Here is a 22,757-nt window from a genome sequence, read left to right on the forward strand (position 1 = left end):
AACGGGCGAAACATGTGTTGCTATAGGCAGCATACTCGGATTAAATAAGGGTTTGCAAGCTATCCAATAACTCATTGAAAGATAGGGGTTTTACGAAGTAGGCATCGCAGCCAGCGGCGTACCCTTGTTGCTTGGCATGGGGGGATTCGAGTCCGGAGATCATCAACACCGGAATATCTTGCGTTTCTGGGGTGTTTTTTAACATACGACAGGTGTCGAAGCCATCAAGCCCCGGCATACACACATCGAGCATGATGGCGTCCGGGTGCTGATTGATGGCCTCGTTCAGGCACTGCTTGCCCGAATCAACATACTGCAATTGGTACTGTTGACCAAGTGCTTGAGCATACAGTGTAAAATTAAAATATTCGTCATCGACTACTAATAGCTTAGCTTTGCCGTGATTATTCAACTTATTCCCTATCCTTGTCGGCGAGCACCTGAATCACTCTAATAATATAAAGTTACCTCAGCTTAGCGCGAATGCAAGTTAACTCTCGGCGAGATAGTCATTAATTGCGTTCAACACCCGTTTTGCAGAAACCGGATAAGGGGTTCCCAGCGTTTGTGCAAACAACGATACGCGCAGCTCTTGCTGCATCCAAAACAGCGCTTGCAAGGCCGGCGGCTGGGGCTCGCCTTTGGGGTGTTTGGCCAAGCATTTTTGGTACGCCTGCGCTACTTTATCCAGCTCAAGGGTACACAAGCGGTCGCGGTTAGGGTCCACCGGTAGTTTTTCCAAACGTTTATCTATGGCTTTCATATAACGGCATAAATCGGCCATTTTATGCGCCCCATGATGGCTAACGAAGCCTTTAAAGACGAGGCTTTCCAATTGGCTTTTAATATCACCGTGAGCGGTGATCATGGTTAAGTCCACTTTGCCACGCATACGCTTATGGATACCGTGGGCCAAACTCAACACCTGCTCCACTTGCAAAGCGATCGCCACCACAGTGTCGCCCAGTTCGCCGCGAATAAACTCTTTGGCTTTATTAAACGCTTCGGCGTCTCGGATTTCCCCGCATTGCTCCAGAAGCTTATCAACCCCAGCGGCGATACAATCATCAATCAGCAATTGCACTTTACCAAAGGGGTTAAAATACAAACCTAGTTTGGCTTTATTCGGTAAATTCTGCTGCAAATACTTAATTGGCGAAGGAATATTCAAAAGCACCATGCGTCGCAGACCCATCTGATGCGCTGCAGATGCTTTGCTTGGTGAATCGAATAGCTCAATCGCCGTGCTGTCTTTTTTGTCGACCAAGGCAACAAAGGCTTTGACCTCGTATTGGCCTTGTTTTTTCACATAGGACTGGGGTAAAGAGTCAAATTGCCATTCCACTAAGCCTTCGCGCTCAATGCCCTTATCCGCGACCTGCGATAGGGTATTACTCACTTTATCCGCAAGTTGTGCTTTTAAGGCCTCTAAGTCATAACCACGGGCCACTAACTTACCCTTATCATCACGCACTTCAAACGCCATGCGCAGGTGCTCATCCAAGGCGCTAGTATCAAAGTCCTCAGCGTCCACTTTGGCTCCGGTCATGCGAAATAGGCGCAGCGCCAGCGCCTCACGCAACGACCCTTGCAGTGGCTCTACAGAGCTGAGTACCGCGTCCGCGTAATTCGGTGCCGGCACAAAGTTGCGACGTTGGGTTTTCGGTAATGATTTGATAAGAGCGCACACCAACTCATGGCGCAGCGCCGGAATATGCCAATCAAAACCTTCGCCGCTGACTTGGTTGAGCAGCGCCAAGGGTATTTGCACCGCCACCCCATCGACGTCTTGCCCGGGTTCAAAGTTATATTGCAACGGCAGCACTAGGTTGCCTTGCATCCACACATCCGGGTAGTTATCCGCCGTGATCTCAGTGGCCCCGTGCTGCATCAGGTCTTCTTTGCGCATGAACAAAAAGCGTTTGTTGTGACGCTTTTGTTCTTTGTACCACTTCAAGAAGCTAACACGATTACATATATCACTAGGGATGTGTTGGTCATAGAAATCAAACAGCGCTTGCTCATCCACTAAAATATCGCGTCGGCGTGCCTTGTTTTCTAAATCTTGAACTTCTTCGATAAGCTCACGGTTAACTTGCAAAAACGCTTCACTGGCGCCGAGCTCTTGCTCGACCAAGGCCGTGCGAATAAATATTTCTCGGCTAAGGGCCGGGTCAATTTTATCGTACTGACTGCGCTTACGCGCCACGATAGTGAGGCCATACAGAGTTTGTTGTTCAAAGGCGATCACTGCGCCGGCTTTTTTCTGCCAGTGCGGTTCACTGTAACTGCGTTTCACCAAGTGCTGTGCTAGGGGCGCCAGCCAACTGACGTCAATTTTGGCATTGATGCGAGCATATAACTTGGAGGTTTCCACCAGCTCGGCAGACATCACCCACTTGGGGCGCTTTTTAAACAGGTTGGAGCCTGGAAAAATATGAAACTGACTATTGCGTGCGCCCTGATAAAACGCATTCTTTTCGTCTTTTTGGCCAATATGGCTGAGTAACCCGCTCAACAGCGCCTGATGTATCGCCTCATGTTCAGGCTCGTTGTTACTGTCCTTTAGGCCCATTTCGTTACAAATTGTCGTGACTTGATAAACAATATCTTGCCACTCACGAATACGCATATATGCCAGAAACTCTTTTTGGCACAACCTGCGGAATTGATTATTGGTGAGCGCTTGCTGTTGCTGCTCCAAATAATGCCACAAATTCAAGAACGCGATGAAATCAGAATGCTCATCATCGAAGCGCGCATGCAGCTCATCGGCCTTGGCTTTTTTCTCCTGCGGACGCTCTCTGGGGTCTTGAATGGCTAACGCCGCTGCAATCACTATCACTTCACGCATCGCCCCCATGGAGACACTGCTAAGCACCATCTTCGCTAACCGAGGGTCCAGCGGCAAACGCGCTAGGTCGCGCCCCAACTTAGTGAGCTTGGTCCGCCCTTTATGTTTGCTCGCTTGCACTGCTTCGAGCTCTTCAAGCAGGCGCACACCATCGTTGATGTTGCGGCTATCCGGCGGCTGTACAAAAGGGAATTGGCTAATATCACCAAGCCCCAAACCCAGCATTTGCAAAATGACCGACGCCAAGTTAGTACGTAGAATTTCTGGGTCAGTAAATTCTGGACGACCAAGAAAGTCTTCTTCGCTGTATAAACGTATACACACCCCCGCTTCAACCCGGCCACACCGCCCCTTACGTTGATTGGCACTGGCTTGCGACACCGCCTCAATAGGTAGGCGCTGGACTTTAGTGCGGTAACTATAGCGGCTAATACGCGCCGTACCCGGGTCTATGACATAGCGGATCCCAGGCACCGTAAGTGAGGTTTCGGCCACATTCGTGGCGAGCACAATACGGCGTTTATTACCGGGGTGGAATATGCGATTTTGTTCGGCATTGGATAATCGCGCATACAAAGGCAGCACTTCGGTATGCTTTAAGTTGCGCTTGCTCAAGGCATCGGCGGTATCCCGAATTTCGCGCTCACCATTCATGAAAATCAAAATATCGCCAGGGCCTTCGCTGTAGAGCTCATCTACAGCATCAAAAATACCCTGCAGTTGATCATTCTCATCTTGGTTGTCGTCACTGCCTTGTATCTCGGTTAAGGGCCGATAACGTACTTCAACGGGATATGTACGCCCGGAGACTTCAATGATTGGGGCGTCATTGAAGTGGCGAGAGAAACGCTCTGGGTCGATGGTCGCTGAGGTGATAATTACTTTAAGATCCGGGCGCTTGGGTAGCAGGTTCTTTAAATAACCAAGGATAAAGTCGATGTTTAAACTGCGCTCGTGCGCCTCATCGATAATAATAGTGTCGTATTGATTTAAGTAGCGGTCGTTTTGTATCTCTGCAAGTAAGATACCGTCGGTCATCAGCTTAATGTAGCTGCGTTCACTGACCTGGTCGCTAAAGCGTATTTTGAAACCGACGGTTTCGCCGATTTGGCTATGAAGTTCTTCGGCAATACGCGCTGCTACACTGCGAGCGGCTAATCGACGTGGTTGAGTGTGGCCAATCAAGCCCTCAACGCCACGGCCTAACTCTAGGCAAATCTTCGGCAGCTGAGTCGTCTTACCCGAACCGGTTTCACCGGCGACAATCACCACTTGGTGCTTCGCTATTGCCGCTTTTATGTCTTCACGTTTATCGCTAACCGGCAGGGCCGCTGGGAATTGCGGCTTTGGCAGTTGTTTAAGGCGTTGTGCGCGCTGGCTGATGCTGTGCTCTATCGCTTGCTCAATTTTGGCCAGTACGCTTTGTTGCTTCTCGGAGTCGGAAATCTTATCAGCGCCTTGCAGGCGCCTTTTTAATACAAACTGATCCTTTTTCAAACACTCGGAGAGTTTACCATACAACGGCTTGCTTGCTGACACTCAGGCCCCTAATTAACGACTTAAAAATGGTCGCTAAGCTTAGCAAACTATGAGCGCCAAGTGTACCGGGTATTAAGCTCTGAATGCCGATGGCTGGGCCTTTTTGGCTATTAGTCAGAGCCTACAGCAACACTAAACAAATCGATGTCCGGACGTATAATTACAATGCAGATGCTTATCCAATGCCAGTAGGATGTGCGCGCGGGTGATAATCCCGAGTAACTTACCCTGTCCATCACATACCGGGTACATTTTCGGCTTATCAACTTTCATATTTTCGGCGAGTGTCATCACACTCTCCTCTGGCGTCACGCACAGTGGCTCTTTGGTCATGACATCACCAACAACTGTATGTGCTTCATTTTGGTAAGTGGATGTCAACATATGTTGTAAGCAATCCTGCTCCGACACAAAACCGATGATGGTCCCGAGATCGTCGACAACAGGTCCTCCGGTTTGGCCGCTTTGTAATAGCCTCTCCACAGCCGTTTCAATCGGCATAGTGGCTTTGAATTTTACTGGTCTATGGTTGTAATAATCAGCGACTTTGATTGATTGCATAGGCACCCCCAAATAAGTAAACGCCAACATAGCTAACTATAGTTGGCGTTTACAAAATTGCTTATATCTTTGAAGGATTTATTCGTCTTTAAAAATCGCTACATAGGTATCACTGGTTGATGACTTGCTAGCGCGATACATACCTTTGGTATTAAACGGCATGCTGATGTTCCCTTTGCCATCAACAATGATGACTCCCCCGGTGCCACCAGCGTCAAACATAGGTCCAAAAATAACTTCTTTACCCGCCTGCGCTATGCTTTTTTGCTGATATTGCACACGTGCGCAAATGTCGCTCGCCACTTGATAACGGATGAAAAACTCACCGTGGCCGGTTGCTGAAACCGCACAAGACTCATTGTCGGCGAATGTACCCGCGCCGATGATCGGTGAATCACCAATACGACCAAAGCGCTTCGCCGTCATGCCTCCTGTTGATGTACCCGCTGCCATATTACCGTGTTTATCCAAAGCTACGGCGCCAACGGTACCCATTTTATAGGATGTTGGTAACGCTTGATGACGAGCTTGGTAGTCTTGACTAGCAGGCTTGGCTTTATCTAATTTTTGTTTTGCCTTGAGCAAGGCTTCATAACGATGCTCTGTATCAAAGTAACTGTTATCAACCTTCTCCACCCCCTGCTGCTGAGCAAATTCTTCAGCCCCTGCACCGCTGAGCAGCACATGAACAGAGTCCGTCATTACTAAGCGTGCCAAGTTAATAGGGTTTTTAATGTGCTTTACTCCAGCTACGGCACCAGCTTGGCGCGTACGTCCATCCATGATCGAGGCATCGAGCTCATGAGTGCCTTCATAGGTGTAAACGGCCCCCTTGCCGGCATTAAAATAAGGAGAATCTTCCAGTACATTGATCGCCGCATTGACTGCATCTAGGCTTTCACCTCCTTGCGCTAATACTTGGTAGCCGGCTTCAACCGCCTGCTTGAGTTTGTCGCGATAGGCTTTTTCTTGCTCCGCAGTGAAGCGGGCTTTTTCGATGGTGCCAGCACCACCATGGATAGCAATGGCAAAGGGTTCATCGTCAGCCATAGCAGGTTGCGCTGCTAAAGCACTCAGTGCTGCGAATGTATAAAGTATAGACTTCATGAGGCTCTCCGTTTATGGCCTAGGGCTTTTGTTATTATTCGCCAAATACTATGGGCGCTTGGATAACGATTGGCAACCTGATGCGATTAACGGCAGTGATAAAAAAGAGCACCACAGTGGTGCTCCTCATTCAGGGGGAATACTATTTAAAGTTGGCGATACTGTTTTTTGTTGCTTCCACGGTTTTCCAGGCATACGCTTGCCCAGTTATACCGTAAGGCAGACCGTTTACACTCCAGTTTGGATTGGCAAAGTAATCATATTGCGTGGCACTGCCAAATACATGTGGGTAGGCCATAATGCTGGCAAATTGATTATCAACGCCGTGACCCATGCCATCGACATACACACCGCCACTGGTATCGCCTTGTTTGCGTGAATGGGCCAAGCCTTGATTATGTCCTAGTTCATGAACAAAGGTGGTTGCTCCACAGTCCACTGCGGTAATGCTATACATGTTGTTTGAAGTAGAGGCATATAAGTTACCAGAAGCACTGCTGCCTTGGCCTACCCAAGCAATACCGCAGGTAATATAACCATTCGAGCCTGCCCCTTTACCTAGCACAGCCATCATATCGGCTCCCCAGCTATTACGCAGGTTTTGAACACTCGAAGCATTGGTCACTGAGTTTAACCAACTGCTTGAGGGGCTGATACTGTAATTACCTAGGTTTTGCTGGCCAGCAACACGAAGCTGTAGATCAATACCGTTTTGACTGTAAACCTGATTCGCAAAAGCAATCAACTGATTGATCTTTGTATTAATATTACCTGTAGCCGCTGCTGCTTCATCAGTATACAAAATACCAATATCAATCGTCGCTGCTTGCGCCATTGACGCACCCATAGCACTTGCAATAAGCGCTGATTTTACGAGTTTTTTCATTATTGTTCCCTTATTTTTAGTTAGTGGGGGTGGTTGTAAATTGAGGATTGAAATTTTCCGGGTTGGCGTCAGCTTGGTGACTACTTGCATGCACCTCTTGCTCTTGGTGCTGGCGATAAAGATCGCGTTTTGCCGCTATCCATCCATGCTCGTTTTTTGATTCAAAAACATAATTGCCACTGGGTGCCGTCAGCTGACCATAGACGGCGTCTTTTCCAACAGTTAATACCGTGGTATGAAAACGCCCCCCTGCCCCTGTTACCGCACCAAACACACTCCTATCGCCATTTTCAGCGACACTGACGTTATTTACTTCAGCAACAAAGCTCTCTTGAGTTTGCGGTATCATCAGTTCAAAAGTGTCACCGGCTTCAAGAGCACGCAACGCGCTCAGGTCAAATTCCACATAGGCTTCATTGCGTAAGTCTGTTGGGATCACACCCGCCTCTTGCAGCTTTGCTTGCGCGGTTTTCGATACCTTATTGACCGAGGCAACACCAAAGTCAGTAGGCTGATGCTTATCGTGCTTCGCTGGTGTCTTTAACAAAGGTTGGGGACTGCTTTTCGGTTCAGTGACCGCTTGTTTGTGTATTGATATTTGTGCAACAGGAGGTTGCTGCTCGGTTGTTTCGATTGTTGCGTTATGATGAGTGCTTGGGCCTTGCTGCCCAAGATAAATCCAAAGAAGTGCACCTGCACTCACGCTGATAAGCGCTAAAAATATCCACCGCATGATACGTTCCGTTATTAGTTATTTTGGAACGCAGAATAATCATACAAATATAAATTTTCAATTAACAAATGTTCAATACTTAAGCATTAAGTATTGAGATTTACAAATAAGCCCATGCTATACAATGGGTTATGACATTTACATAAGTTTACATTTTAATAACAAATATACCCATTTATGGTACTTATGCGTACTCATAAACTCCTTTTGCTAACGCCAAGGGGGAAGTGAATAAAGGTTCATCAGTTAGGTTCGATTAACAGAATTCAATCAAGTCTGACAGTCGCATTTGTGCCACTAGAGAGTGGTGGTAATGCCGCATTAGGGTGTGAGCAACACTTACCTACACTCTAAGAGAAGTAAAAACGACAAGCATTGCGAATTATTCTTAAATACTAAGTGAGTAGTTGGATTATCGCTGCTTCATAAAAGCCACCGCTAACCCTGACGAGACAAATGTTATGCCTGCGCCAATATTGAGCCCTGACACAAGTTTAGGTTTATTTCTGAACCACCCGGACAACTGAGACGAGAACCCCCCCATTAAGCTGAAGCCTACTGCTGTTAATACCGCAAACCAGACCCCATAGCCTAACATTTGAATTGTCACTGACCCTAAGTTTGGATTCACAAACTGAGGTATGAAAGCAAGAACAAACATGCCGGGCTTTGGATTGAGCGCTGCTGATAGAAAACCCGTTGACAAAATAACTTTCAAAGACTGCCTTTTCACGGGCTCTAATGAGAACAGATTCCTCGAACGAAGAACCTTTATACCCAACCAAATTAAATATGCAGCACCAAGAAGTTTCACGACGTAAAATGCTACTTCCGAGGTTTGAATTAGAAGCGTTAGTCCGAAAGTTGCGGCGACAACATGAAATAAGATACCCGCTCCAGAAGACAGCCCTGACACTACCGCCGCCAACCTCCCCTGACTTAAGCCTCGACCAATCGCGAGCAAGTTATCAGGGCCTGGCGAGATGACGAGCAATAAACATGCAAATGTATAAGTAACAAACACTTCTAAAGTGAACATAAAACCTCCTTGTTGTATGAATATGAGTGCTGACGCAGGCATAATGGCCGGATTAAGCTTGGCCAAAATAGCGAAGAATGAGTGACCGCCGAGCTAAAAGCGTCTATCCATCGATGCACTAGTTAGGGTTGCTACGACACTTGATAGTTCAATGATTTTAATTTTTGGGTTGTGTCATAAACAACTTTAATTTTGGCCGACTTATCAGCTCGAATTGTAACCAAGACAGATTCACAAGATTGCTTAACCAAATTAGTGTTTTGAGCGAAGTGAACTCTTAGAGAGTTTTGAGTCGCCAATAGTGACTTGGTTATCGTTTGAGATAACAGTAATTATTAATAATTATTGAACCACGAACATAGATTGGAGGCAATGTGTCGCTGTGAAGTAATCACGACGGGCTCAGTAAAGAAGGCGCAGCTCACCGAAAAGAGAGTAACCCACGAATACCACCAAGGCGACGCTTCGCCATGATAACTGACGACACTACTTGCTTCATTCGATGTGTTAACTCAATTTATTGAGCGGCAACTGAAGGTTAAAGGTTTAGACAGAGATCGGTGTACTCTGCTTGACATGTGGGATCATACCAACGCTGAGCTAACAGCCAGAATTGAATAAGCTAAAATCAAGCGAAGCGACGAGCTTATTTAATTTCGCTCTAATTTAGCACCTTGCAATGCGTTTACACTCTACTTTCGAAACACTTGCGCCTGTACCAGCGAGCTAAACTTTTATTTATAAAAACACCCATTCAAAGTCAAACTAAGACAAACCACCCCAACATACAAATTGGGGTGGATAAGTTGAATGGGTGTCCACGTTAAATTGCTATCATCACCCTAGGATTATTTTTGTCTTGGGCTCCATTCTAGTTCTGGTAGCTCGACATAGGTTCTCCAATCTTTTCCGTCTTTGGAGTGCCAGATATACTCATCTTGTCGACCACTGTATATCCACAGCCTATCAGAGAACTTAGCACCTGTTAAATAGGTATTAAACCTAGATATAATAGGGCTTGCTTCGACCGTCCAGTCTATTCCATTATCAGATGAATAGACGGCGCTATTATTAGCGGTATAAGCTTGTCCGTTAATCATCCAAAGTTTGCCGTTAAAATTGAACACTTTACTAGTATTAGCATATTCATTTGGAATATTGGGGGCTGCATTCCTCAAACTCCAATTAACTCCATCTTCTGATGACCAAATTTCGTTAGCCGCCTTTGCTTGGTTACTTTCAATTACCAGGCCACCGTACATCCACATGATGTCATCGTGGACAAATAATGTAGGCTTACGTCTAGGCTTGTATGCTGCCGAGCTATTTTGCACAGTCCAATTGAATCCATCTTCGGTCGAGTAGATTGTGCTATTTTCACTACCGTAGGCGTCTCCATATAGCCATAGCTTACCTTGAAAGACGATTGCAGATGCTACCTTTCCTATATAAAACCCTGGATTAGGTTGGATTAATGTCCAATTAACTCCATCATCAGAGCGCCACACATCTGACTGTTCTACCGCAGCTCCACCTGTTCCCCTTCCTTTTTGACCACCTACTAAATAAAGCTGCTCATTAAATTCAATTAATTCAAAGTATGCACGCCCCCCGAATGGCGCATTTGCAACCTCAAGTTGCCAGTTTATTCCGTCTGTAGAAGACCAAATGCCGGTTTGCCAAATAGTATCGTCGCCTTCGTAGTATTCACCCCCTATCAACCACAACTTACCTTTAAAGGATACCATTTGAGCGCCAAACCCAAGTTTAAAAGGAGGTAAGGAAGGTGTTACATGGACGGTATTAGAAATATAGTCTTCGTGGGCAATTTTAATATAGGCACTTTGGTGTTCTAGCGTGTCTACAGAACGCTGAATATTTATAAAGCTATCTTGAAGTGGCAGTGCATCTTGTGCGGATATAATATTCATCTGCGAATTATCACATGCAGTGTAATTGGCTATATCACAGTTGGCGTCGGTACTTCTGTATAGCTCCAGTTGCTGACTTTGTTTACTCCATGTTAGCTCTGCATTTGTTAAGCTGATGGCAATATTGAGTTCATCTAATATATAACTGATATCAACATCATAGGAAGCTGTTGATTCACTGTACACAGCATCTGAAGCTTTTGTTGCGGTTATAGTTGCAACCCCATCTGTGAGTAGTGTTAATTCTCCTGTATTTGAATTGACATCGACCACTGATGTATCACTGGATTGATAAGTTATAGTACCTGAGCCTGTACCTCCTGATAAAGGATTGCTCTGTATCGGGGTATCAATTAACAAATCTAAAGAGTTAGACTGGAATGATAAAGGCTCCTGCTCTCTTTTTGTTACATTAACTGTGAACTGAGCTGTTTGAGGTTCATAAAAAGTGTCACCCGATTTAGTCAGGTTAATGGTAGCAGAACCTGCTTCCACAGGTGTCAATAAACCCGTTTCGGTGTTAATGAGCACAACTTCAGCATTGGATGTCGAATAGGTAACCTCTCCTTCTCCACTCCCGCCTGTATAGTGATTAGTTTTAGTTTCATCTATATAGATGTAAAGTGAGTCTTGCTCAAAAACAATGTCGTCTTGATTTCTTCTATTTATTGTCAATGAATAAGACGCTTCTGCTGAATTATATATTTCATCTGCGGATTTGGTAGCTTTTATGATTGTTGTTCCATTACCTGTAAAAGTTACGTCTCCAGATGTAAGGTCAATAGTCGCAACGTCTGGGTTGCTCGAACTATAGGTTATTGAGCCTGTGCCACTTCCACCATTGAGCGGGTTTGTAAAGTTTAAATCGTCCACAAACTTTGTGACATAACTTGCATCAAAAATTAATGCTTCTTGCTCACGCTTTTTAACTTCAACTGAATAACTGGCAGATGCTGACTTGTACTGAGAATCACCACTTTTGGATACACTAATGGTTGCACTTCCTGCTCCAATACCTTTTATTTGCCCGGTTTGAGGGTTCACTACTTCTACTATTGATGAGTCTGACGATGAGAACGTTATTGCTCCCGTGCCTGAGCCTCCTGATATCTTATTAACTGGTGGGATCTCGTCTATCAATATTTGGATTGAATTTTCAGCAAATGAGATAGCGGTTTGTGGTACTGGGCTGTTACCTTCGCTGCTATTACTGTCGCCAGAATCACTTCCGCCGCCACACGCTGTTAATAGCATTAGCAGAGCAAAGTAACAAAATGAGCGTAATTGACTCATGATATGTTCCTTCATGATATGTTCCATTAAAAAATGGGGGGTATATAAACACATAAAATCCATACAATCAACACTTATACAGTGCAAGTTCAGGTAGGTTTTCACCTAAGCACTTCGACAGGCCATAGGAACAATTTGAACCTTGCCGCAGCTGTTGCACAGAGTAAATTAGGGTGGGTGACTTCGTTACCAGAAAAATACTCAGTAGGTAATTTATTTATTCTTTCCATAATGTGGTTGTTTAAAGCAAACCAAACTGATTGTTATGAAATCTTTGTAGATGGCAAGCTTTGAAAGGAACGTATTAGCTGGAGCTACATTCTTGCTGGCATTAGGATAGCACTACCAAGGCTAGCTAGAGAACGTCTATTTTTCGCTCATAGCTGCCAGTCAGATAAAGTCTAAACCTGTTCATCTAAACTGTAAGGTCAGATATTCGCAACTAAAAATAAAGAGGATCAATGTATTGGTAAGTAAAAGAAGTGATTGGTGGAGCTAGGCGGGATCGAACCGCCGACCTCTTGCATGCCATGCAAGCGCTCTCCCAGCTGAGCTATAGCCCCAAAACACGACGTTATTCTATGTTCTTTTAACTCGCTTGAAAACCCCTAACCTCCGGTTTTTTATAAATTTATCAATAAAAAAACCCGAGCTATTGCTCGGGCCTTTCGGTTGGGAACTGTTTACTTGTTTAAATCAAGCATGAGCTTATTCAGTCGACTAACAAAGCCAGCTGGGTCTTTTAAGCTGCCGCGCTCAGCCAATAGTGCTTGGTCAAGCAATACTTCTGACCACTGCTTGAACTTATCTTCGTCTTGCTCATCATTTAAATGTTTCACAAGTTGGTGCTCGGGGTTAAGCTCGAACACTGGCTTGGTTTCCGGCGCTTGCTGCCCAACTGATTCCATCAACTTGATCATTTGCGAGCTCATGTCGTTCTCATCGGCAACAACACAGGCTGGCGAGTCAGTTAAGCGGTGTGTAAAGCGTACTTCTTTAACTTTATCGCTAAGCACCTCTTTGATGCGCTCTAAAAGTCCTGCAACTTCCTTCTCCGACTCTTCTTGCGCTTTTTTACTTTCTTCGTCGTCCAAGTCACCTAAGTCAAGATCGCCACGAGTAATCGACTGGAACTGCTTTTCCTGGAATTCAGTAAGGTGGCTCATCATCCACTCGTCAACACGATCGCTCAGCAGTAAGACTTCGATGCCTTTTTTACGGAAAATCTCCAAATGCGGTGAGTTTTTCGCTGCTTCAAAGCTATCAGCCACAACGTAGTAAATCTTGTCTTGGCCTTCATCCATGCGCTCAATGTATTGCTCTAATGATACATTCTGAGTTGCTTCATCGCTGTGTGTTGAGGCAAAGCGCAGCAGCTTGGCAATGGCTTCTTTATTAGCCATATCTTCAGCTGGGCCTTCTTTAATCACCCCACCAAACTCATTCCAGAAAGTCTGGTACTGCTCAGGCTTGTTTTTGCCCATGCGGTCAAGCATTTTTAATACCCGCGAGGTACAGCCTTTACGGATCGCCTGGGTCACTTTGTTGTCTTGTAAAATTTCACGAGACACGTTCAATGGTAAATCATTGGAATCAAGCAAACCTTTTACAAAGCGTAAGTAGCCAGGCATAAACTGCTCTGCGTCATCCATGATAAAGACGCGTTGCACATACAGTTTTAAGCCGTTTTGGCGGTCGCGATTATACAAATCAAACGGTGCACGCTTAGGAATATAAAGCAGGCTAGTGTATTCAGTTTTACCTTCTACTTTATTGTGCGCCCATGTCAGTGGCTCTTCCCAATCGTGGCCTACATGCTTGTAGAATTCTTGATATTCTTCATCACTGATTTCAGATTTATCACGTGTCCATAAGGCTTCAGCTTTGTTAATAGCTTCCCACTCACCGGGCTTGGCTTCAATTTTCTCACCGTCAGGGCCTTCAGATTCAGGCACTGGCTCGCGATACATTTCCACCGGAATCGAAATATGGTCTGAGTATTTAGTCACGATACCGCGTAGACGGAAGTCATCAAGGAACTCTGTTTCATCATCGCGCAGATGTAAAATAATCTCAGTGCCTCGACTCGGCTTGTCAATATTCGCTAGTGTGTACTCACCCTCGCCTTTTGACTGCCATTCAACAGCCTGGCTTTCGCCGGCCTTACGCGTGCGCACAGTCACTTCGTCGGCAACAATAAAGGCCGAGTAAAAACCCACACCGAATTGACCAATAAGTTGCGAGTCTTTAGCTTTATCTCCGGTAAGGTTTTGGAAAAACTCAGCAGTACCCGATTTGGCAATCGTGCCCAATGCACTCACCACTTCATCGCGGTTCATGCCTATGCCGTTATCGCTGATGGTGACCGTTTTTTTATCTTTATCGGCGCTAATACGCACTTTTAAGTCGGCATCGCCTTCATACAAACTGTCATTTTCTAACGCCAAGAAACGCAGCTTGTCTGCCGCATCTGACGCATTAGAAACCAACTCACGTAGGAAAATCTCTTTGTTGGAATACAAAGAGTGGATCATTAAGTTAAGCAGTTGCTTTACTTCGGTTTGAAAGCCGAGCGTTTCTTTTTCTGATGTTGCTGTCATTTCTCTCTCCGTTAGCAAACAATCCCAGCATGTCTGGGAAGCAGATATGCTCTGTATATGGGGTATTGCATCTCGGATTCAAGAGCGTACGCATAAAAAAAACGCCTAACGGCGCTTTTTTGTAAGTAAACAGACTTCTCTAAAAGTCAGCTTTCATATTGCACTTGTTTACGACCGTTGAAGGCATGGGATAATGTCATACCATCGACTAAGTCAAGCTCGCCTCCAACGGGCACGCCATGGGCGATGCGCGACGCACCGACATTGTACTGTTTACACAACTGGGCAATATAATGAGCCGTGGTTTCGCCTTCAACTGTCGGGTTGGTCGCTAATATCACTTCATTGATGCTGCCCTGGGCAAGCTTTTGCTCTAACACGTCTAGGCCAATTTCATTCGGGCCAATACCATCGAGTGGCGAAAGATGACCCATTAATACGAAGTATAAGCCTTGATAGTGCCCTGTTTGTTCCACCGCCAAGACGTCACTGGGTGATTCCACAATACATAACAAGCCCGAATCTTGGCGCTTTATATTGCTACATAACTCGCAGATGTCTTGCTCAGTAAAGGTACGACAGCTTTGGCAGTGACCAATGTCTTGCATCGCTTGGTTTAAGGCTTGCCCTAATTGTGCCCCCCCTTCTCGGTCTCGCTCTAATAAATGAAAAGCGATGCGCTGCGCTGATTTCGGGCCGATGCCTGGTAGGCAGCGTAAAGCGTCAACAAGTTGCGTTAATTTTGGAGATAATTGCATAACGGATCCCAAGTACCACAGAGGTCATGAATACACCAGTGGCCTAGCCACAAGCGTTGGCAAGAGCACAAGGCAGACATTGACCTTAGCGCTAAAACCCCAGTATAAAGCGCTTCAGCACTTGGGCTCAAGGGCTTTTAGTAGCGCGCTCCTGCTTGCAAGCGATTAGGTGAACCAGATTGGCTCTGTAGCGGCACTTGTATACTAAAACGCACACCACGCGGGCGCAGCGCCTGTACTTCAATAGAGCCATTAAGCAGCAGGGTAATGCCTTGGGCAATACGGGTTCCCCCAAGCCCTAATGCTCCATTAGCTCGTGCTGTGGTGTAAAAGGGTGACAATATTTGCGCCGCTTGCTCGGCTGATAATTCCGCTGCGTTATCTTCATAGATAAGTTGCGCATATTGACCCCTTTGCTCTAGCTTGAGCACAACGTCTAAATTGTCACCCGGCTCTAACTGAGCATGTTTGCAGCTATTGGCCATCAGCTCCAACAGGACCCGCTGTATGGTATTGCTGCCGTGATCCATATGCAGCTGTCCTTGCACATTAAACGAAAGCCGGAAGGGGTAACTTTGGTAAGTGAAGGGCTCGAATAACATTAATGCCATATCATGAATATTAATCGCTTCACCGTCTGGGGTGCTGTAGTCATTAAACATAGTTTGAAACTCACCCACCATTTCACTGGTTTTCAGCAAATTGCGCACCAGCAAGGTGTTGGCATGGTCGATTTTCTGCAAGCCAGAGTTTAACGCTTTGGCGGTTAGGGATTTTTTATTCAGTGCTTGATGCAGTGTTTGACTCTGCATCTCTAGCGACCCACTCGCTGTTAGACAATTTCCGAGTGGCGTATTGAGTTCATGTGCCAGCCCTGAGGTCATCAAAAGAATATCTTTGAGCGTGCTTATCTGTTGTTGTCGATGCGTTGCCTCTATCAGCATAAGGTAGGTACTGACCCGTTGTTGTACTTCCGTTTTATTAAAGGGCTTAACAATGTAGTCGACGCCACCGGCGGCAAAGGCATCATCAATATGTTGGCGATCAGAGTATGAGCTAATAAAAATGATAGGCACATGGGCGCTGTACTCATCCTGCTTAAGCTGCCGGCAGAGCTCTAACCCATTCATACCGGGCATTTCTATGTCCATCAGAATAAGTGCCGGTAAATGGCGATGAATTTCAACCAACGCGTGCTCAGCAGATGTAGCGTGAGTTAGTGAGTGGTGCTTTTCTTCCAATATGGCTTTAATAATACGAAAATCAAATTCCTGATCTTCGACCACCAATATATCATTCATGACAGCGGCTCCCTCTTCCTTTGTAGTTGAGTGTAGCAGTCCTCAAGAGCCTCTGTGTTTGCTATCTTAAAGAAATAAAAAACCCCGCTATAAAGCGGGGCTAAACACATAAATCTAGATACAGATTTAGAACGGCATTTTCATGCCTGGGGGTAAGTTCATCCCACCGGTTACTTCAGACATACGTTTTTGACTTTCGTCTGCTACGCGACGTACAGCGTCATTGCACGCGGCTGCAAGCAAGTCTTCAATCATGTCTTTGTCATCTTCCATTAGGCTTTCATCGATTTCCACGCGGCGTACATTGTGGCTACCTAACATGGTCACTTTAACTAAGCCCGCACCGGCTTCACCGGTCACTTCTAAATTGGCAATTTCTTCTTGGGCCTTTTGCATGCGCTCTTGCATTTGCTGCGCTTGCTTCATCATATTGCCCATTCCGCCTTTAAACATAGTGCTCTCTCTCGTTAAAAATCGCTCTGCTGGCAAAGATAAGGCCAACAGCCGTAAATTACAATGCTTGAACCGAGTTTTCGTCCAAGATTGCTGAAAATTGCGTCATCAGCTGCTGCACGTGTTCATCTGCTTTCACTGCAGCAACCGCCTGTTGATAGCGCTGGCCATCAATGCTTTGCTGAATTAAAAACGGCGTTTGTTGCAATTCATCGACAAATTCAATCTGCACGTTCAATGGTTCTTTAAAGTGCTCAGCTAACCCTTGTTGTAGGCGCTCACGTAACGCGCTGCTATCTAGATGACGCTGGCTTTGCTCTACATGCAACGTCAGCTCTGTGCCTTGTTTTTGATAACGACTATGCAAAGCAAACTGCCTAATACGCCCACCGAGACCCATAGACTCAATAATATGTGCCCAGTCATCCTGTTGGTGCGCAAATTTGACATCACTTACACTGCTTTCAAAGCCTTCAGGTGCGGCGATAGCGACTTGCTCTTGCGACTCTTTTCGCGGTGAGGGCGGCGCCTCTAGTTGCTCCACCAGCTCAGGGGCCAATTTTTGCGGATCAGGCTGATGTTTATCCATTAACCGCTGCGCTGGCGATTGTTGCCGCTGCGCTTTGGTTTTTACTGGTGGAACGGCATTAGCCGTTTCTTGGCTCGCAGTGCTTACGGCGGTGGCCCGTTTAGTTCGGGCCTCGGCCTTTTTTGCATTATCATCCTCTTGCACAGGCCTGCTCGCTGTTCCCAATTTGCGGTTTTTTAAGATACGCGCAATGGCAGACTGCGCCTCATCTTGCAGTTGGTCTAACTGCTGCGCTGGTGAAGCGGGTGCGGGGCCTTGCTCAGCACCTGCATTGGCGGCTAGTTCTGCGCCCTGCTCGCTGGTCATTGCTGTTTGCGCATTCTCTGTGTGGGGTTGATAACCTTGTTCATGCGCCTGCTGCATCACTTGTTCAAACTGCTGCGCGGCCATCGCTTCATGATGCTGTTCATCTTGAGAGTCAGCTTCATATTGGGAATTTGCTGCGTTTGCACCCTGATTATCGCCACCATTTGCAACGGATTGCGCTGGCGCAGGTTCGGTGCCCATGGCGGGTTCTGCGCGTTGCGGTTCAGAGGCAGAAGTACTTTGTTGCGCCGCCGCGCGTGGCTCCTGAGGCTGAGGCTGAGGCTGAGGCTGAGGCTGAGGCTGAGGCTGAGCAGTATTTTCTAACCCAGCCTTGTTACGTGCTAGCATTGCCCGCAGGTTCGCCGTTTTTTCTTCATTATCACCACGAGGCGGCGTCTGTTGAGCCGTCGATGTGGTCGAAGTGCCATACTGTGGTTCAAAAGCGAGCAGGCGTAGCATTAACATCTCAAAACCCACTTGCGCAGAGCTGGCCCACTGTAGGTCCCGCTTACCCGCTAACAACAATTGATAAATCAAGTGGATATGTTGCGTATCAGCAGTGTTTGCTACCTCAGTAATATAATCACTGTCACGGTCGTGTAGTAGCGCTGCACTGGGCACCAGCTGAGTCAATTGCACACTGTGTGTAAGATTCAAAAGGTCATCAAGTACGGCAATATAATTCGGGTTGTGTTGTGCTAAATTGCGAATTTGCTGGATCAGCTCATCGCCATCGCCGAGCAATACCGCACTGAGCAATTGCTGGGCATAGCGCACATCCATCAGCCCGAGCATGTCTTTAATCGGCCCCTCGTGCAACTGCCCATTGGTTTGCGCAATGGCCTGATCGGTTAAACTCAGTGCATCTCGCATACTGCCATCGGCAGCCTTAGCCAACACCGCTAAGGCTGGCTGTTCAAAATCGAGTTGCTCTTGGCTGAGCACATGCGCTAACTGAGTACTGATTTGTTGCACCGACAGCGCACTTAAATTGAACTGTAAACAACGAGATAAAATGGTTACAGGCAATTTTTGCGGATCGGTAGTCGCTAGCAGAAACTTAACGTGCTCAGGTGGCTCTTCCAATGTTTTTAACAGCGCATTAAAGCTGTGCTTGGAAAGCATGTGCACTTCATCAATGAGGTAAACCTTGAACTGCCCGCGAGTCGGGGCATATTGCACGTTATCTAGAATCTCTCGGGTGTCTTCAACCTTGGTCCGCGATGCCGCATCGATCTCAATAAGGTCAATGTATTTACCGGCTTCAATATCTAGACAAGTACTACACTGACCACATGGCTGTGCCGAGATACCCTGCTCACAGTTCAGGCTTTTGGCAAAAATACGGGCTATAGTGGTCTTGCCCACACCGCGAGTGCCGGTGAACAAGTAAGCGTGGTGCAAACGCTGCTCGTTTAAGGCATTAACCAATGCTTGTTTGACATGGTCTTGACCCACGAGTTGATGAAAGGTTTGCGGTCGCCACTTACGGGCAAGAACCTGATAGCTCATGTTTAATCGCCTTCAAATTCAACTAATTTGAACACATCGATACCTTGCTCACGCACTCGCTGTTCACCACCTAGAGCGGGTAGAGAAACCACAAATGCTGCGTCGCTGGCGTGGCCGCCTAATTTGGCCACCAGCTTGGCGGTCGCTTCTATGGTGCCGCCCGTAGCGAGTAAGTCGTCAACGAGCAGTACTTTATCGCCGGGTTCGATGGCATCTTTGTGCAATTCAAGAATATCTTCACCATATTCTAACTGGTAGCTTTGTGCAATGACCTCACGCGGCAGTTTGCCCGGCTTACGCACAGGAATAAAAGGAATGCCTAGGACATAAGCCAAAGGGGCACCAAAGATAAAGCCGCGAGACTCTGTGCCAATGATTTTGGTAAAGCCTTGGTCTTTATACTTGCTCACCATGCTATCAATGGTCAATTTTAAGGCCTTTGGATCGGCCAGCAAGGTGGTCACATCGCGAAATTGGATGCCTGGCTTAGGGTAATCCGGCACTGTGGCAATAGATTGCTTGATGTATTGAAGATCAGCAGCACTCATAGTTATTTCATTTTTTGTTCTGACAAGCGCTGCATTATAGCAAGTTGTGCTCAACAATGAAGCCGCCAATAAAAAAGGCCACCTTGTGTGGTGACCTTTTAAGCAAAGCTCAATTGCTTAAAGCGATGCGAACACTTTGTCGGTTTTAGCCGCGCAGATAAAGTCGTTCTTATGCAAGCCTTTAATTGAGTGAGACCACCAAGTCACTGTCACTTTACCCCACTCGGTTAAAAGACCTGGGTGATGCCCTTCTTCTTCTGCCATATCACCTACCGCATTGGTGAAGGCTAACGCTTGTTTAAAGTTTTTAAACTTAAAAACGCGCTCTAATTGCATGATACCGTCACGAACTTCAGGCACCCAATCTGGGATATCTTTAATTAACTCGGCCAACTCTTCATCTGATACTTTGGGCGCATCGGCACGACACGCTTCACATTTTTGTGCGCTTAATTCAGACATTGCTAATTCCTTAACTTGCTTTTTTCTCTTTAGGGGGAAACTTAGGTTCAAACAAACCAAGCTCTTTGGCCTTGGCTACCATCGACATTAAATCCATTTGCGAGATTTCAAATAAATCATGGATAGAGTTAATGGTGTAGTACACGGGCTGCATGATATCAATGCGATAAGGGGTACGCAGCACATCCAACACATTTATTGGGTTGATTTCGGGCTCATCGGTGTACACGTAATTGGTCTCGCCTGGGCTTGATAAAATACCACCGCCATATATACGAAGACCGTCTTTAGTTTGCATCAAGCCAAACTCAACGGTAAACCAGTATAAACGCGCTAAGTAGACCCGGTCTTTTTTGTCTGCTGCATAGCCTAGCTGACCGTACTTGTGAGTAAATTCAGCGAAGTCCGGGTTAGTGAGCATAGCGCAATGGCCAAAGATCTCGTGGAAAATATCCGGCTCTTGTAAGTAATCGAATTCCTCGCGAGTGCGGATAAACGTGGCGACAGGAAATTGTTTGTTCGCTAATAAACGAAAAAACTCGTCAAAATCAATCAACGCAGGGACAGGCGCTACCTGCCAACCCGTTTCGCGCTCGAGTACTTCATTGAGCTCGCTAAGCTGCGGAATACGATCGGTGGGCAAGTTAATTTTTTTCAGGCCTTCGATATACTCATCGCAAGCGCGCCCTTCAATGCACGCCAACTGGCGCTCGACCAACTCGGCCCAGGTTTGGTTTTCTTCATCGCTCCAATGAATAACGCCATTCTCATCCGGCGTTCGAGAAACGTATTTACTTGATTTAGCCATAACTACCTTACCTTGTCCCATTTGCTTTTGTTTGCACTGCAAACGCACGACGCAAATGACTCTGTGTGTGTTAACCAGATACTAAGGAAAAGTACATCTGTTTGTAATACTTGATGCTGTTATACGTTCTGCGCAAACCGTTTGAAACGTAAACTTAAATATACACTAATACACCTTAAAAATTACACCCCTGCTTTCAGTGGGCTGAAAAGCAAAAGGGTGTAAAGTATTAATTACTAAAATTATTAAAGCTTTGCTAACCCTTGGCTTAGATCTGCAATTATCTCATTAACATCTTCTAAACCTATAGAAATGCGGACCAAGCCATCGCTAATTCCTGCGGCACGACGCTGTTCCGGTTCATAAGTAGAGTGAGTCATTGAAGCCGGGTGCTGAATAAGGGTTTCCGTATCACCTAAACTGACCGCCAATGTGCACAACTGCAAGCTATTAATAAACTGCTCTGTTTGTGCTAAAGACGCTTTAAGCTCAAAAGCAATCACGCCGCCGGCATCTTGCATTTGCGAGCCCATAAGCCGATGTCCTGGATCGTTTTTGAGCCCTGGGAAATAAACGCGTTCAACACTTTGATGCTGATGTAGAAATTCCGCCACCTGATGAGCACTTTGACAATGGGCCTGCATACGCACCGCTAAGGTTTTCATGCCTCGTAATATTAACCAGGCATCAAATGGGCTCATGGTGGCACCAATATCTTTGAGTACCGTCGATTTAATACACTGAATATGCTCATTACTGCCACACACCAGACCTGCGACGACATCACCATGACCATTGAGGTACTTCGTCGCGCTGTGCACGATCAAATCTGCACCAAAGTGCGCGGGTTTTTGCAAAATAGGCGTCAAAAAGGTGTTATCAACAACGCTGATCAACTGGTGACTTTTTGCTACATCGCACAACTGTTGTAAGTCGTAAACATCAATGTTTGGATTGGCAGGTGTCTCTACAAATAACATTTTAGTATTCGGGCGCAGCGCTTGCTTAACAGCCTGTATATCGTTGCAATCAACAAAAGTGACTTCGACGCCAAAGCGAGTAAGTAAGTGGCTAAACAGTGCATAAGTGCAGCCATAGACTGTTGTTGATGCTATCAGGTGATCGCCTGCGCTAAGAAAGCTCATGACTGCTGCTGAAACCGCCCCCATACCAGTGGCGCAGGCCGCCGCATCTTCGGTCTGTTCAAGCGCTGCCAGCTTCTGCTCTAGCTCGCGCACTGTGGGGTTGCCGAGACGCGAATAAATATACCCGGCCTCTTCGCCGGCAAAGCGGGCTGCACCTTGCGCTGCGTCGTCAAACACAAAGGTTGAGGTTTGGTATAAGGGGGCCGCTAAAGCGCGATGGGGATCGCGACGCTCACCCTGGGGATGGATACATTGCGTTTTGTCTGAAGGTTGAATATTTTTCATAATGCCACCGTTTTTCTTTCTAACATAGTGGCAGTTCTGGCTATAAA

17 protein-coding genes and 1 tRNA gene are annotated in these 22,757 nt (G+C 46.3%); all 18 read right to left on the minus strand.

Annotated elements, in window-relative coordinates; all coding sequences use genetic code 11:
• Positions 1-40 precede the first annotated feature (40 nt).
• On the minus strand, positions 41-412 hold the full coding sequence (locus MHM94_RS14065; protein ID WP_022944034.1) for a response regulator: 372 nt from the start codon (positions 410-412) through the stop codon (positions 41-43).
• 78 nt (positions 413-490) lie between these two features.
• On the minus strand, positions 491-4,393 hold the full coding sequence (gene hrpA, locus MHM94_RS14070) for an ATP-dependent RNA helicase HrpA (RefSeq protein WP_235419660.1): 3,903 nt from the start codon (positions 4,391-4,393) through the stop codon (positions 491-493).
• Between the two features lie 132 nt (positions 4,394-4,525).
• Positions 4,526-4,954, minus strand: a complete 429-nt coding sequence (locus MHM94_RS14075; RefSeq protein WP_235419661.1) for a CBS domain-containing protein — start codon at positions 4,952-4,954, stop codon at positions 4,526-4,528.
• 78 nt (positions 4,955-5,032) lie between these two features.
• Positions 5,033-6,061 carry an isoaspartyl peptidase/L-asparaginase gene (locus MHM94_RS14080; RefSeq protein ID WP_235419662.1) on the minus strand — a complete coding sequence of 343 codons (1,029 nt, stop codon included), beginning with the start codon at positions 6,059-6,061 and terminating at the stop codon, positions 5,033-5,035.
• 142 nt (positions 6,062-6,203) lie between these two features.
• Positions 6,204-6,947, minus strand: a complete 744-nt coding sequence (locus MHM94_RS14085; protein ID WP_022944030.1) for a reprolysin-like metallopeptidase — start codon at positions 6,945-6,947, stop codon at positions 6,204-6,206.
• Between the two features lie 16 nt (positions 6,948-6,963).
• Positions 6,964-7,680 carry a hypothetical protein gene (locus tag MHM94_RS14090; protein WP_235419663.1) on the minus strand — a complete coding sequence of 239 codons (717 nt, stop codon included), beginning with the start codon at positions 7,678-7,680 and terminating at the stop codon, positions 6,964-6,966.
• A 412-nt stretch (positions 7,681-8,092) separates the two neighbouring features.
• A complete protein-coding gene (locus MHM94_RS14095; protein ID WP_235419664.1) occupies positions 8,093-8,719 on the minus strand; it encodes a LysE family translocator in 627 nt (208 codons plus the stop codon).
• 848 nt (positions 8,720-9,567) lie between these two features.
• Positions 9,568-11,943, minus strand: coding sequence for an Ig-like domain-containing protein (locus MHM94_RS14100; protein WP_235419665.1), 2,376 nt, complete (start codon positions 11,941-11,943; stop codon positions 9,568-9,570).
• A 487-nt stretch (positions 11,944-12,430) separates the two neighbouring features.
• Positions 12,431-12,506, minus strand: a tRNA-Ala gene (locus MHM94_RS14105).
• 120 nt (positions 12,507-12,626) lie between these two features.
• Positions 12,627-14,543 (minus strand): molecular chaperone HtpG, encoded by a 1,917-nt coding sequence (gene htpG / locus MHM94_RS14110; RefSeq protein WP_138509132.1) that lies wholly within the window; start codon positions 14,541-14,543, stop codon positions 12,627-12,629.
• Between the two features lie 146 nt (positions 14,544-14,689).
• On the minus strand, positions 14,690-15,301 hold the full coding sequence (gene recR / locus MHM94_RS14115; protein WP_022944025.1) for a recombination mediator RecR: 612 nt from the start codon (positions 15,299-15,301) through the stop codon (positions 14,690-14,692).
• Between the two features lie 137 nt (positions 15,302-15,438).
• The gene (locus MHM94_RS14120; protein WP_235419666.1) at positions 15,439-16,602 is read right to left on the minus strand and encodes a hybrid sensor histidine kinase/response regulator; all 1,164 of its coding nucleotides are present in this window, start codon (positions 16,600-16,602) and stop codon (positions 15,439-15,441) included.
• A gap of 126 nt (positions 16,603-16,728) precedes the next feature.
• Positions 16,729-17,055: a YbaB/EbfC family nucleoid-associated protein gene (locus MHM94_RS14125; protein WP_022944023.1), complete on the minus strand. Its 327-nt coding sequence runs from the start codon at positions 17,053-17,055 to the stop codon at positions 16,729-16,731.
• 58 nt (positions 17,056-17,113) lie between these two features.
• Positions 17,114-19,462 (minus strand): DNA polymerase III subunit gamma/tau, encoded by a 2,349-nt coding sequence (dnaX, locus tag MHM94_RS14130; protein ID WP_235419667.1) that lies wholly within the window; start codon positions 19,460-19,462, stop codon positions 17,114-17,116.
• Positions 19,463-19,464: 2 nt separating this feature from the next.
• Positions 19,465-20,010, minus strand: a complete 546-nt coding sequence (apt, locus tag MHM94_RS14135; protein ID WP_045978110.1) for an adenine phosphoribosyltransferase — start codon at positions 20,008-20,010, stop codon at positions 19,465-19,467.
• 117 nt (positions 20,011-20,127) lie between these two features.
• Positions 20,128-20,472: a 4a-hydroxytetrahydrobiopterin dehydratase gene (locus MHM94_RS14140; protein WP_022944020.1), complete on the minus strand. Its 345-nt coding sequence runs from the start codon at positions 20,470-20,472 to the stop codon at positions 20,128-20,130.
• A gap of 10 nt (positions 20,473-20,482) precedes the next feature.
• Positions 20,483-21,280: a phenylalanine 4-monooxygenase gene (gene phhA / locus MHM94_RS14145; RefSeq protein ID WP_026110982.1), complete on the minus strand. Its 798-nt coding sequence runs from the start codon at positions 21,278-21,280 to the stop codon at positions 20,483-20,485.
• 245 nt (positions 21,281-21,525) lie between these two features.
• A complete protein-coding gene (gene megL / locus MHM94_RS14150; protein WP_130145492.1) occupies positions 21,526-22,710 on the minus strand; it encodes a methionine gamma-lyase in 1,185 nt (394 codons plus the stop codon).
• Between the last annotated feature and the right edge of the window lie 47 nt (positions 22,711-22,757).

It is taken from the genome of Pseudoalteromonas sp. CNAT2-18.1, from assembly GCF_022347865.1.
In the GTDB taxonomy this organism is placed as follows: Bacteria; Pseudomonadota; Gammaproteobacteria; order Enterobacterales; family Alteromonadaceae; genus Pseudoalteromonas; species Pseudoalteromonas ruthenica.